The sequence below is a fragment of the Streptomyces sp. NPDC093510 genome (assembly GCF_040683555.1).
In the GTDB taxonomy this organism is placed as follows: domain Bacteria; phylum Actinomycetota; class Actinomycetes; order Streptomycetales; family Streptomycetaceae; genus Streptomyces.
In genome coordinates, this window is the sequence record NZ_JBFBEE010000036.1 from 32,326 (window position 1) to 44,664 (window position 12,339).

Here is a 12,339-nt window from a genome sequence, read left to right on the forward strand (position 1 = left end):
CCGCCCGGCACGTACGATTCCGGGCATGTTGTCCCGTGCGCGTACGCCGTGGTGCCCCCTGGTGGCGGTACTGCTCGTCGTGCTCGGGCTGCTCTGCGGCGGGCCTTCGACGGCCGGGGCGGGCCCCGCGGAGCCGTCGGCGGTGGTGACGGCGGTGGTGACGGCGACAGCGGGCGCGACGCCCGGCTGCGGCAAGGGAAGCCCGCAGGACGCCGACCACGTGCCGGGCACGCCGGCGCGCTCCGGCAGCTCGTACGAGCTGCTTCCCGCGCTGTACGACGCCCACGCCGCGACCGGCGCGTGCGCGGTCGACCACGTCGTTACGCCGCCGCTGCCCGGCCGCGCGCCGCCCGCCCTCGATCCGCCGTCGCCGATGGAGCTCTCCGTCCTGCGCGTGTAGGAGGCCCCCGCCCCCTCACGTTCCTCACGTGACCCATGGGCCCCTCCACCGACGTACAACAGGACATAGAGAGAGCACAGCCATGCCCAAGAACGGCAGCAAGAAGAACCAGGACAACAAGAGCCGCAACATCGCCATCGGCGCGGGTGTCGCCGTCGCCGCGGTGCTGCTCGGCGTCGCCTCGTACACCGCGACCAAGCCGGCGGACTCCGGTGGCGGCACGGTGAAGGAGGAGGCCGCGGGGGCCGCGCCCTCCGCCGGGCAGGAGGCCGGCGTCTACCCCGAGCTGGAGAAGCTCGCCCGACGCGACGCCAAGGACCCACTCGCGCAGGGGCGTGCGGACGCGCCCGTCGTGATGGTCGAATACGCCGACTTCAAGTGCGGTTTCTGCGGCAAGTTCGCCCGCGACACCGAGCCCGGCCTCGTGAAGAAGTACGTCGACGAGGGCACCCTGCGCATCGAATGGCGCAACTTCCCGATCTTCGGTGAGGACTCCGAGCGGGCCGCGCGCGGCGCGTGGGCGGCGGGGCGCCAGGGCCGCTTCTGGCAGTTCCATGAGGCCGCGTACGCCGACGGGTCCAAGGAGAAGGGCTTCGGCGAGGGGCGGCTGAAGGAGCTGGCCCGGGAGGCCGGGGTCAAGGACGTCGGCCGGTTCGTGAAGGACCTGGACAGCGACGCCGCCGAGGCCGCGGTGAAGAAGGACCAGGAGGAGGCGTACGGACTGGGAGCCGCCTCGACGCCGTCCTTCCTGATCAACGGCCGGCCCGTCTCGGGCGCCCAGCCGGACCAGGTCTTCGACCAGGCGATCGAGGCGGCGGCCAAGAGCGCGAAGCCCGCGGGCAAGGGCGGGGATTCCGCCGGCAAGGGCGGGGACTCCGCGGGCAAGGGCGGGGACTCCGCGGGCAAGGGTGGGGACTCCGCGGGCAAGGGTGGGGACTCCGCGGGCAAGGGTGGTTCCGAGTGACCGCCGACGTCGGGTACTTCGCCGCCTTCCTCGGCGGGCTGCTCGCCCTGGTGAGTCCGTGCAGCGCACTGCTGCTGCCCGCCTTCTTCGCCTACTCGATCGACTCTGCCTCGCGCCTCGTCGCCCGGACCGGCATCTTCTACGCCGGACTCGCCACCACCCTCGTGCCGCTCGGCGCGGCCGGGTCCTACGCAGGGCGCTTCTTCTTCGGCCACCGCGACCAGCTGGTGCTCGCCGCGGGATGGCTGATCGTCGGGCTCGGCGTGCTGCAGATCCTCGGCATGGGCTTCGCCTCGCGGAAGATGGCCGAGCTGTCCGGCCGCATCCGGCCGACCACCGCCTTCTCCGTGTACGCGCTCGGGGCGGTGTACGGGCTCGCCGGGTTCTGCGCGGGGCCGATCCTCGGCAGCGTGCTCACGGTGGCCGCGGTGAGCGGGAGCCCGGTCTACGGAGGGCTGCTGCTCGCCGTGTACGCCCTGGGGATGGCCGTGCCGCTCTTCCTGCTCGCGCTGCTCTGGGAGCGGTTCGACCTGGGGCGGCGCGGATGGTTGCGGGGGCGGACGTTCCGGCTCGGCCGGTTCGAGCTGCACACCACGTCGCTGCTCTCGGGGCTGTTCTTCATCGCGCTCGGGGCGCTGTTCCTCGCGTACGACGGGACGACGGCGCTGCCCGGTCTGCTGGATGTGGACGACTCGTTCGCCGTGGAGCAGTGGGCGGGCGGGGTCGGTCGCGCGGTGCCGGACGTGGCGCTGCTGATCGGGGTCGTCGTGGTGGTGGCCGCGGTGCTCGGGGTACGCGGGTGCCGGAAGTGGGAACAGTCCGAGTCGCGGGAGCAGCCCGAATCGCGGGAGCAGCCTGAGTCCGTTTCACCCGGTTCCTCGCCGGGTGAGTGAGAAGGATACTTATGCGTGGTTTAGCGTATTCGTATGCCTGATCAAGTCGGTACGCCTGGTCAAGAGCCGGAGCAACATCAGCCGGAGCAGCATCAGCCCGAGCAGCATCAGCATGGTGCTCATGGGCGCGTGCCCACCCGGAGCGAGCGGTGGGACGCGTTCAAGCGGTCGCCCTTCCTGCCCGCGATCGTGCTGGTGTTCATCCTCGCGGCCGCCGCCGGGCTCTTCGCCGGTTCGTACACGTACTCCATGGCGAACCCGACCCCGCACCACATCCCCACCGCGGTGGTCGACGCGCGCGACTCGGCGCGCGGCAAGGCGTTCCTCGAGGGCATGGAGAAGGCGCTGAACGCGTCTCTGGAGGTGCGCCGGTACGACAGCCGGGCGGCGGCGCTGCGGGACGTGGAGGAGCAGAAGGTCTTCGCGGTCCTGGATGTGGCCCGGGGCGGCGACAAGGTGACGCTGGACGTCTCCGGGGCGTCCGGCGCCTCTGTCGCGCAGGTGCTCGCGGAGACCGCGCCGAAGGTCGGCGAGAAGGTCGGCGTGCCGGTGGCGGTGAAGGACATCAAGCCGCTGCAGGAGGGCGACCCGCGGGGTCTCGCCATCTTCTACATCTCCCTCGCCGCCGTGATCATCGGCTTCGTGGGGGCGATCCAGCTGAGCGTCCACGCCCGGGGGCTCAATCCGGCGGAACGGATCGGCTTCACCGCGCTGTACGCGCTGCTCGGCGCGTTCGTCATCGCGGCGGTCGTGGACTGGTGGCTGGGGGCGGTGCGGCTGCCCTTCGTGGAGTCGTGGCTGATCCTGGCGCTGACGATGTTCGCGTCGGGGATGGTCTTTTCGATGTTCAACACGATGTTCGGGCGGTGGGCGATGCTGCCGACGTGGGGCCTGATGGTGCTCCTCGGCAATCCGTCGTCGGGTGGTGCGGTGTCGTGGCCGCTGCTTCCCTCGGTGCTCGGGCACATCGGGCAGTGGCTGCCGCCGGGGGCGTCGGTGAACGCGCAGCACACGGCCGTGTACTTCGGCGGTCACCAGCACGCGTTTCCGTTCCTGGTGCTGGGGGGCTGGGCGCTGCTCTCCAGCGCGATCTTCTGGGTCTGGCGCCATCGCCATCCGGGGGGCCGCACGTCTTCTCCCGCTCACGCGGGGTAGCGCCTTCCGCCCGGCTGTGGGGCGGGGCCGTGGGGGTATGTACGTACTCGCTATCCCTGCGTCGCGCCTCAAGTCCAAAGGCGCCAGAGTGTGCTCGGTGCTCCGTGCGCACATACCCCCACGTCCCCTCGGGACGCGTTTGCGGCTGCGGCCCGGTGGAGGGCCACCCCCCTACTGCTCCTACCCCTGCAGGGCGTCGCGGGGAACACCCCACCCACCCGCCCCTACTCCCGCGGGACGTCGCGGGGTGCACGGGTGGGTGGGTGGGATGCATCCGCCGCGGAGCGGCGGGCCTGTTTGGACCGGCAAGGGGGAGAACGACAGAAGCCCCGCCGGGTGAGGCGGGGCTTCTGTAAGAGGTGGCTGGGGCCGGGATCGAACCGGCGACCTATCGCTTTTCAGGCGATCGCTCGTACCAACTGAGCTACCCAGCCACGCGATCCGCGTGGAATCGCAAGCGGTCCTGACGGGATTTGAACCCGCGGCCTCCACCTTGACAGGGTGGCGAGCACTCCAAACTGCTCCACAGGACCAAGCATTGTGCGAGCACTAGTCTCGCACAAGGTGTTGCGTGCCCCCAACGGGATTCGAACCCGTGCTACCGCCTTGAAAGGGCGGCGTCCTGGGCCACTAGACGATGAGGGCTAAGAGGCCCGCCTGGGCGCTTTGCAGCGCGTCGGGGACGTGAGAAGCATATGGGATGCGGGGAGCTATCGCCAAAACGGTTTACCGCGAGGGGGTCGGGGGCGTGGGCGGGACGGGCGCCCCGGGCCTGTTCTCCTTGGGCAGGTGGCGGCTGACCTCCGCCTTCGTCAGGCCGAGCCCGCCCAGTCTGATCTCGTCCCAGGCCTGCAGCCGCTTGGTCGTCCGGTCCAGGTAGAGGATCGACGCCTCGACCGGGTCGGGGTGCTTGTCCTCCACGGCGCGCAGGCCGCTGCCGCCCGTGGAGCCTTCGATGCGCAGCCGCGTACCGCCGTCCATGACCTCCATCTCCTGGTGGTGGACGTGGCCCGCGAGGACGAGCGGCACCTCGCCGTCCGTCTCGCGCGCCGCCTTCGGGTTGTGGGCGACGGCCACGTCGACCGGCGTCCCGGCCGCCCGCTCGGCGCGCAGGGCGGACGCCAGACGTATGCCCGCCATGTGTTCGACCGAGTCGCCGCCGGGCTTCTCCGAGCGGTCGGGGGTGTACTGCGGGTCGCCGATGCCGGCGAAGCGCAGGCCCGCGACGGTCTCGGCCCTGCCGTCGTCGAGGACGTGGACGTTCTTGAAGCGCTCCAGGTAGCGCTGGGTGGTGTGCGAGTCGTGGTTGCCGCGTACCCACACGTAGGGCGCGCCGAGGTCCTCGATGGGGTCGAGGAAGCCGTTCTCGGTGGCCGAGCCGTGGTCCATGGTGTCGCCCGAGTCGACGATGACGTCGATGTCGTACTGGGTGACGAGGGAAGAAATGATCTTCCAGCTCGCCGGGTTCAGATGGATGTCCGAGACGTGCAGGACGCGCATGGTGGTGGGGTCCGGCTGGTACGCGGGGAGGGTGGACGTCACGTCGTACAGCTTCGTGACGTTGGTGACCAGGCGCGCCAACTCCTGTTGGTAGACGTCGAATTCGCTGACGATGCTGCGGGCGTCACCGACGACGGAGGGCGCGCTGCTGAGCAGGCCGGAGAACTTCGGCTCCAGGACGGACTTCGGGTTCCAGGTGGCGTACGCGGCCGTGCCGGACGCCGCGAGGAGGGCGAGCGCGAGGCCGCCCGCGGCCAGGGCGCGGCGCGGGCGGCGGTAGACGGCGAGGCCGAGGGCGGTCGCGCCGAAGACGACGGCGACGCAGGAGCGTACGGCCAGGTCGAGCGTGCCGTGGCCGACGTCGCGCGCGACCTCGTCCTGGAGCCCGGAGAGCCGCTCCGGGTGGTCGACCAGGGCCTGTGAGCGCACCGGGTCCAGGCGGTCCACGTCGACGTCCAGGCGGATGGGGGCCGTGTGGGACCGGAGCTCCAGGGCGCCGAGGGGGGAGACGTCGATCTTCGTGCCGCCGGTCACGGACGGGCGCAGCGTCATGCGGGTGTCCATCGGGCCGACCGGCGCGCGCACGCTGCCGACGACGAGGAGGCCGAGCCAGGCGCCGAGCAGCACGACCGTGACCAGGCCGAGGGCGCGGGCGTACGGGTGCGGGGGGCTGACCAGTTCGTTGACGGGGTGGGTGCGGCGGGCGCGGTAGTGGCCCACCAGGGCGCTGCCCGCCCTTCGTACGCCTTGCAGGGCGGTGAAGTCGCGGGCCATTGGTCCCGTATGCCCAGTTGGAGCGGTGGATATGCCGGGACGGGGCGGTCGGCGTGGCCGACAATGGGGGTGTGCTGGAGATGACGCGCGAGGAGTTCGAGGAACTGGTCGGCGAGGCTCTCGACCGGATTCCGCCGGAGCTGACACGGCTGATGGACAACGTGGCCGTTTTTGTGGAGGACGAGCCGCCGTCCGACGATCCCGAACTGCTCGGGCTCTACGAGGGGACTCCGCTGACCGACCGCGGCGAGTGGTACGCGGGGGTGCTGCCGGACCGCATCACGATCTACCGGGGGCCGACGCTGCGGATGTGCGGGTCGCGCGAGGAGGTGGTCGCCGAGACGGAGATCACTGTGGTGCACGAGGTGGCCCATCACTTCGGCATCGACGACGCCCGGCTGCACGCGCTCGGGTACGGGTGAGTTCCGGCCCGCGGGCCGGTTCGGGTACGGGTGAGCGAGGGGGTCCGGCCTGGTGTGCGGGGCCGGGCGGGCGGGGGTGGGCCGCCGTGTCCTCTTGCGGGCCGCGGGAGTTGGGCAGGGCGTCTCGATCCTCAGCGCCTCAGGAGGTGCTCGGCCGTGCGCCAGTTGTACGTTCCCGTCCGTTGGGCCGCGGTCGCGGTGGCCGTAGCGGCGACCGCGGGCTGCATGAGCATCAGTGACGACGGGAAGGCCCCGGCGCCCGGCCGTTCCTCGGGGCAGCGCGACGGTGCGGCCGCGCCCGACGGCGGCCCCGTGACGCAGGGCGGTGACGTGTCGTCCGAGGACGGGCACGGGGAGGGGCGGGGGCGGCACAAGGGCAAGAAGGGCGGCAAGGGCGGGTCCGCGCGCGCGGGCGGCTCCGGGTCGGGGAGCGCGGCCGAGCCCGCGGAGTCCTCCTCCGCGACGGCCTCCGAGAAGCCGCCGAAGCCGGGCGGCCCGGGGAAGCCGACGCCGCCGCGTCCGAAGCCGACCCCGACGCGCACGAGCGCGACGCCCGCCCCGCCGAAGCCCACGCCGACCCCCACGCCCGATCCGACCACTCCGGAGCCGTCGTCCTCGGCGCACGAGGGGTCGGGGCAGGGCGCCCAGCTACAGCGGCGAAACGCGGAGATCGGGGAGCGTGAGCCGTCGCCCCAGGCGGGTCCTCGCTGACGAACGCGCAGGTGAGAGGGGTTTCGCGGGGGCGGTTTGCCATATGGGGTGGGGGGTGCGTATGGTGGTAGATCGTTTGATCCCATTTGCCCGGCGCCGACACAGAAGAGCGCCGCGTGGCGCGTACTCTCCCTTGCCGTGGCTGACCGCATAGAGGCGGTCCATTGCGAAATCACGGAGTTGACGGGCGCGTGCCGAGACTCCGGAAGGTTTCGCATTTCGCATGTCCATTTCTCATTCTGACCACGCCGTCCTGCCCGAGAACGAGACGACCGACGAGCTGACGGTGGAGACCGTCACCGAGGCCGTCGAGACCGTCCAGGCCGTCGAGACCGTCCAGGCCGCCGACGTCGTGGAAGCGGCCGAGCAGGTCGTCGTCGAGACCGAGGCCGCCGACGAGGCCGACGAGGCCGCCGAAGACGCCGAAGACGCCGAAGACGCCGAGACCGGCCCCACCTTCGGTGACCTCGGTCTGCCCGAGGGCATCGTCCGCAAGCTGGCGCAGAACGGCGTCACCACGCCCTTCCCGATCCAGGCCGCGACCATCCCGGACGCCCTGGCCGGCAAGGACATCCTCGGCCGTGGCCGCACCGGCTCCGGCAAGACCCTCTCCTTCGGTCTCCCGATGCTGGCGACGCTCGCCGAGGGCGGCCGCACCGAGAAGAAGAAGCCCCGTGGCGTCATCCTCACCCCGACCCGTGAGCTTGCGATGCAGGTCGCGGACGCCCTCCAGCCCTACGGCGACGTGCTCGGCCTGAAGATGAAGGTCGTCTGCGGCGGTACGTCGATGGGCAACCAGATCTACGCCCTCGAGCGTGGCGTCGACATCCTCGTCGCCACCCCGGGCCGCCTGCGCGACATCATCAGCCGCGGCGCCTGCTCGCTGGAGAACACCCAGATCGCCGTCCTCGACGAGGCCGACCAGATGTCCGACCTGGGCTTCCTGCCCGAGGTCACCGAGCTGCTCGACCAGGTCCCCTCCGGCGGCCAGCGCATGCTGTTCTCGGCCACGATGGAGAACGAGATCTCCACGCTGGTCAAGCGCTACCTGAACAACCCGGTGACGCACGAGGTCGACAGCGCCCAGGGCAACGTCACGACCATGTCGCACCACATCCTGATCGTGAAGCCCCGCGACAAGGCGCCCGTCACGGCCGCCATCGCCGCGCGCAAGGGCCGCACCATCATCTTCGTCCGCACCCAGCTGGGCGCCGACCGCATCGCCGAGCAGCTCTGCGACTCCGGTGTGAAGGCCGACGCGCTGCACGGCGGCATGACGCAGGGTGCCCGCACCCGCGTGCTCGAGGACTTCAAGAAGGGCTACGTCAACGCCCTGGTCGCCACCGACGTCGCCGCCCGCGGCATCCACGTCGACGGCATCGACCTGGTCCTGAACGTGGACCCGGCCGGCGACCACAAGGACTACCTGCACCGCTCCGGCCGTACCGCTCGCGCGGGCCGGTCCGGCACGGTCGTCTCCCTCTCCCTCCCGCACCAGCGCCGCCAGATCTTCCGCCTCATGGAGGACGCCGGCGTCGACGCCACCCGCCACATCATCAACGGCGGCGGCACCTTCGACCCGGAGGTCGCCGAGATCACCGGCGCCCGTTCGATGACCGAGGTCCAGGCCGACTCCGCGGGCAACGCGGCCACGCAGGCCGAGCGCGAGGTCAAGGACCTCACCAAGGAGCTGGAGCGCGCCACGCGCCGCGCCGCCGAGCTGCGCGAGGAGGCCGACCGCCTCACCGCGCGTGCCGCCCGTGAGCGCGGCGACGACCCGGAGGCCGCGGTCGCCGAGGCCGCCGCGGCGGCCGAGGCGGTCATCGAGGCCGCCGTGTCGGTCCCGGAGCAGCCCGTCGCCGAGCGCTCCGAGCGCCCGGCCCGCGATGAGCGTTCCTCCTCGTACGAGAACCGTCGTCCGCAGCGTGACGAGCGCGGCAACTACGAGCGCCGCGACAACCGCGGTGGCGACCGTGGTGGCGACCGCGGTGGCCGTTCGTTCGAGCGTCGTGACGACAACCGCGGTGGTGGCTTCAACCGCGACCGTCGTGACGACAACCGTGGTGGCGGCTTCCGCCGTGACGACCGTCCGTCGGGCGGTGACCGTGGCGGCCGTTCGTTCGAGCGTCGTGACGACAACCGCGGTGGCGGTTTCAACCGCGACCGTCGTGACGACAACCGTGGCGGTGGCTTCCGCCGCGACGACCGCCCCTCCGGTGGTGACCGTGGCGGCCGTTCCTTCGAGCGTCGTGACGACAACCGCGGTGGCGGTTTCAACCGTGACCGTCGTGACGACAACCGTGGCGGTGGCTTCCGTCGCGACGACCGTCCGTCCGGTGGTCGTTCGTTCGAGCGTCGTGACGACCGTCCGGCTGGCGGCCACCGTGGCAGCGACCGCCCGTTCAACCGCGACCGTCGCGACGACCGCCCCTCCGGCGGCTCGGGCGGCTTCCGCTCCGGCGGTCACGACCGCCCGTCGTACAACCGCCGCGACGACCGCACCGGCTCCGGCACGGGTTCGTTCGGCCGCCGCGACGACAAGCCGCGCTGGAAGCGCAACAGCTGACCTGTAGCCAGGCCCGCACGACGTACGCGTCGTGCGGGCCTTTTGGCGTCGTACACCGATACCCGATCGGACTCCGGGGCCCGTCCCGCTATGCTCGGGGGTGCACCGACGAGGACCGTTAGCTCAATTGGCAGAGCAGTGGACTTTTAATCCATTGGTTGTGGGTTCGAGTCCCACACGGTCTACAGCTCAGGCCCAGGTCAGACGACATCTGATCTGGGCCTGCGGTGCGTTTCGGGGGCTCAAAGATCGCTAGGGTCAGGTGCGAGACCTGCCCGATGACGACACGCGTGGCTTGGGTGATGGACGTGCCGGTAGCGACCCTGACGGAGTGACGCGGCCCCGGCTCCGCGATCTCGTGTAGCGGTGGGCGGCCCCTCCCCGTATCCGCGGTCCCTTCGACGGGGCCGCGGCCGGGGGCTAGGCGGGGTAGCGGCGTACGAAGGCGCGCGGCTTCGAGCACGTCGCGTGCAGGAGGACGGCCGCGCCACCGCCCGAGATGGAGACCTTCGCGGCTGTCACGACCGCCTGCCCTGTGAGGATCGGCTGGTCGCAGCTCCAGCAGAACCGTGTGCCCTCACTCATCGCGGGTCGCCATCCGGGCCTGAGCCCGTGCCGCCCGCAGCGCCGGGCTCTCTGTCACTGCGCTTCGTGTTGCGCGGACCGCGCGGCGGATTCGCGTCCCCTCGGCGCAGTCTTCTTCGGACTGGCAGGGCGAGCAGTCGTCGAGGTGCGCCAGGAGGGCGTTGTACGTCTTCTGCGCCTGCCGCTCTTCGGTGGTCGTCTCGGTCAGGCTCATCGCGGCCTCCGGAGGTGGTCGCGGGCGATGGTGAGCAGGGCGGCGACGGACTGCACGGGGCACAGGTCGCCGACCATGCGGGGCCGCACGGCCCAGTACAGGCCGGTCGGGCCCGTGAGGTCGGACGCCGGCACGCTCAGGAAGTGACCGGTGCCCAGCATCGGAGCCTCGTCGGGGTACTCCCACCGCGCCGGAGGGAACGGCGTGGTCAGCGCGTAGTACTGGCGCTGTGGGCGGTTGTGGATGACGGGCCCACGGAGCAGGTGCGCCAGGGTCACGGCCACGAGCTCAAGGTCGTCGGTCCCGGTGGCCGCGTGCACGAGCCGCGCGGGCAGGCACACCGAGTTGAACCGCTTCCCCAGCGGCAGGAGAGCGATGCCCGTTTCCATCCACTCCCGGTGGGCCTGCTGCGGCGCGTCCTGCGCGCGTGCCAGCAAGTCGAACGCAGCGCTCAACAGCCTTGGGGGGTCGTCACTTTTCGCACTGAGTGCGTCCCTGTCTTCCCGTCCGGTCGTCATCCGCCTACCCTCACAGCCGCAGTGATGTGCCTCACATGCGCGACCGTAGGGGCGGCAGACGATGAGGGAGGACCGGAATCCGGTCCCCTCTATGCCGCCAAAATGCCGACGTCCACAGCAAGCTCCGACGCCCGCCGACGGCGCTCGGCCACCTTCGACTCGACCTCTTCGAGGATGATCCGGCGTGCGTACCCGTTGTACGCGATCGTCTCTGGCGCCGCCTCGTTCGCCTTCTGCAGCGTGGCGATCGCCACGTCGGGCTGCCCGTCGAGCTGATACCCGCGGGCCTCCTCGATCCTGTGCCGCGCCCGGCGAGGCCGCGAGCTGATGACGGCCTTGTCCGCCTTCGCCGCCTGGCGCACGGACTCCCCGCCCTGGTGCAGCTCGACGGCGACGGTGACCGCGTGCGCGCCCATGATGGCGCGAGAGAAGGACGTCACCGGGTGGTAGTAGCCCCGTGGCAGCCGCTCGGCCATGTCATTCGCCTTATCCCAATGCCGCCATGCGGTACCGGTTTCCCGGCGACGAGCCGCGGTATAGCCGAGCTCGAACTCCAGCGCTCCGGCGATGGCGAGCACATCGTCCGAGGCGTCTGGCAGCAGCGGGTCGAGGAATCGGATGGCTTCGAGATTGACTGCGTCGGCCGCGTCGAAGTGGCGCGGGCCGCTATCACGGTGCGCCTGAGCGAGCAGCCACGCCGCCACACCGATCGCGTGCGGGTCCTCCGACTCCTGGGCAGCAGTCATGCCGCGTTCGGCGACACGCCAGAGAAGGCTGCTGTCGGGCTGATAAGCGGCGAAGAACTGGCAGAGGCTGTACGACTCCGCGAGTAGCGCCTGAGCGGCGCGACGGTCGGACGCTGTGTCCGCGTGACGCACCAGTGCCTGCCCGTCGCGGATGAGGTCGGGCAGCAACTTGCCGATGACCTCCCGGTGGTTGGGAGCCTGGTGACGGGCCTTCCACGCGGCGTGAAGGCGCGCCTCAAGATGCGCTACCGGCGGCGGCTCGACGTCGGATCCCAGGGTGAAGGAGTCGACCGCGGCCTTCACGGACGCGAGCCGCGGGTGCCCGGGGCCGGTGAAGAGGTCAATGTGCATGTCCTCGGGCTGGCCTGTCAGGTCGGCAAGATTGCGCACTCGCAGCGCTTCGGCGATGCGGAGCACCATTTCCAAGCCGGGAGCCTGCTGCTGTCCATTCTCGATCTTCTTCAAGGTGTGCGGTGAGACGCCCACGAAGTCCGCGAGTTGAGGCCGCGTCATTCCGCGGCGCTCGCGGAGAATTTGCACGCGTTGCCCGAATCGCAGTGGGTCGGCGTAAGGGTCCCGGGGAGCATCTGGAGACATTGCGGCCTTGCCCCTCTCTGAACAGCTCGACACTGTCAGCGTATGGGCAGGGCCGTTTCGATGTGAGGTGTCTGTCAACCCCGGCGCCGAGCATGACGAAAGGCCCCCTCCCGCCCGAAGGCAGAAGGGGGCTGTGTCATGGGTATTGGCGACGGGCCGGATCGAGTGCGACCTGCGGGGTGGGTCTGTCGTCGGGCTCCGGATCGGGTGCACCGTCACGGCGGCAGACGAGGGCGTCCGGGTCGTCGGACGGCTGCTGGAGGCTGTATCCCTATCCCTGCGGGCGGCCGTGCG

General features: G+C 70.9%; 12 protein-coding genes and 4 tRNA genes. 8 read left to right on the top strand and 8 right to left on the bottom strand.

Translation table 11 applies throughout. The features are described from left to right. The first annotated feature begins 25 nt into the window (after positions 1-25). From AB0N81_RS37750 to AB0N81_RS37765, 4 genes are all read left to right on the top strand, one after another. Positions 26-400: a hypothetical protein gene (locus AB0N81_RS37750; protein WP_365366663.1), complete on the top strand. Its 375-nt coding sequence runs from the start codon at positions 26-28 to the stop codon at positions 398-400. A gap of 82 nt (positions 401-482) precedes the next feature. After that, complete coding sequence (locus AB0N81_RS37755; protein WP_365366665.1) at positions 483-1,364, top strand: DsbA family protein; 882 nt, start codon at positions 483-485, stop codon at positions 1,362-1,364. After that, positions 1,361-2,257: a cytochrome c biogenesis CcdA family protein gene (locus AB0N81_RS37760; RefSeq protein ID WP_365366667.1), complete on the top strand. Its 897-nt coding sequence runs from the start codon at positions 1,361-1,363 to the stop codon at positions 2,255-2,257. Before AB0N81_RS37755 ends, AB0N81_RS37760 begins: the two co-directional genes overlap by 4 nt. 33 nt (positions 2,258-2,290) lie before the next feature. Continuing rightward, on the top strand, positions 2,291-3,412 hold the full coding sequence (locus AB0N81_RS37765) for an ABC transporter permease (RefSeq protein ID WP_365366669.1): 1,122 nt from the start codon (positions 2,291-2,293) through the stop codon (positions 3,410-3,412). A 360-nt stretch (positions 3,413-3,772) separates the two neighbouring features. Here the strand turns inward: AB0N81_RS37765 and AB0N81_RS37770 are convergent. From AB0N81_RS37770 to AB0N81_RS37785, 4 genes are all read right to left on the bottom strand, one after another. Beyond that, positions 3,773-3,846 (bottom strand) — tRNA-Phe (locus AB0N81_RS37770). 24 nt (positions 3,847-3,870) lie between these two features. After that, positions 3,871-3,945: transfer RNA gene (locus AB0N81_RS37775), tRNA-Asp, on the bottom strand. Between the two features lie 39 nt (positions 3,946-3,984). Next, a tRNA-Glu gene (locus tag AB0N81_RS37780) sits at positions 3,985-4,057 on the bottom strand. 81 nt (positions 4,058-4,138) lie between these two features. After that, on the bottom strand, positions 4,139-5,686 hold the full coding sequence (locus AB0N81_RS37785) for a metallophosphoesterase (protein WP_365366671.1): 1,548 nt from the start codon (positions 5,684-5,686) through the stop codon (positions 4,139-4,141). Between the two features lie 71 nt (positions 5,687-5,757). Between AB0N81_RS37785 and AB0N81_RS37790 the strand changes: the two genes are divergently transcribed. The 4 genes from AB0N81_RS37790 (at position 5,758) to AB0N81_RS37805 (ending at position 9,570) form a co-directional block, all read left to right on the top strand. Further along, positions 5,758-6,108, top strand: coding sequence for a metallopeptidase family protein (locus AB0N81_RS37790; RefSeq protein WP_362991921.1), 351 nt, complete (start codon positions 5,758-5,760; stop codon positions 6,106-6,108). Positions 6,109-6,264: 156 nt separating this feature from the next. Beyond that, positions 6,265-6,819, top strand: a complete 555-nt coding sequence (locus AB0N81_RS37795; RefSeq protein ID WP_365366673.1) for a hypothetical protein — start codon at positions 6,265-6,267, stop codon at positions 6,817-6,819. 223 nt (positions 6,820-7,042) lie between these two features. Beyond that, a complete protein-coding gene (locus AB0N81_RS37800; RefSeq protein WP_365366675.1) occupies positions 7,043-9,385 on the top strand; it encodes a DEAD/DEAH box helicase in 2,343 nt (780 codons plus the stop codon). A gap of 112 nt (positions 9,386-9,497) precedes the next feature. Then, positions 9,498-9,570 (top strand) — tRNA-Lys (locus tag AB0N81_RS37805). 235 nt (positions 9,571-9,805) lie between these two features. Here the strand turns inward: AB0N81_RS37805 and AB0N81_RS37810 are convergent. From AB0N81_RS37810 to AB0N81_RS37825, 4 genes are all read right to left on the bottom strand, one after another. Then, positions 9,806-9,970, bottom strand: coding sequence for a hypothetical protein (locus tag AB0N81_RS37810; protein ID WP_365366676.1), 165 nt, complete (start codon positions 9,968-9,970; stop codon positions 9,806-9,808). Next, the gene (locus AB0N81_RS37815) at positions 9,963-10,184 is read right to left on the bottom strand and encodes a hypothetical protein (protein WP_365366678.1); all 222 of its coding nucleotides are present in this window, start codon (positions 10,182-10,184) and stop codon (positions 9,963-9,965) included. The genes AB0N81_RS37810 and AB0N81_RS37815 overlap by 8 nt, the downstream gene beginning before the upstream one ends. Continuing rightward, complete coding sequence (locus tag AB0N81_RS37820; RefSeq protein ID WP_365366680.1) at positions 10,181-10,639, bottom strand: hypothetical protein; 459 nt, start codon at positions 10,637-10,639, stop codon at positions 10,181-10,183. Before AB0N81_RS37820 ends, AB0N81_RS37815 begins: the two co-directional genes overlap by 4 nt. A gap of 152 nt (positions 10,640-10,791) precedes the next feature. Next, a complete protein-coding gene (locus AB0N81_RS37825) occupies positions 10,792-12,045 on the bottom strand; it encodes a helix-turn-helix transcriptional regulator (protein ID WP_365366682.1) in 1,254 nt (417 codons plus the stop codon). Between the last annotated feature and the right edge of the window lie 294 nt (positions 12,046-12,339).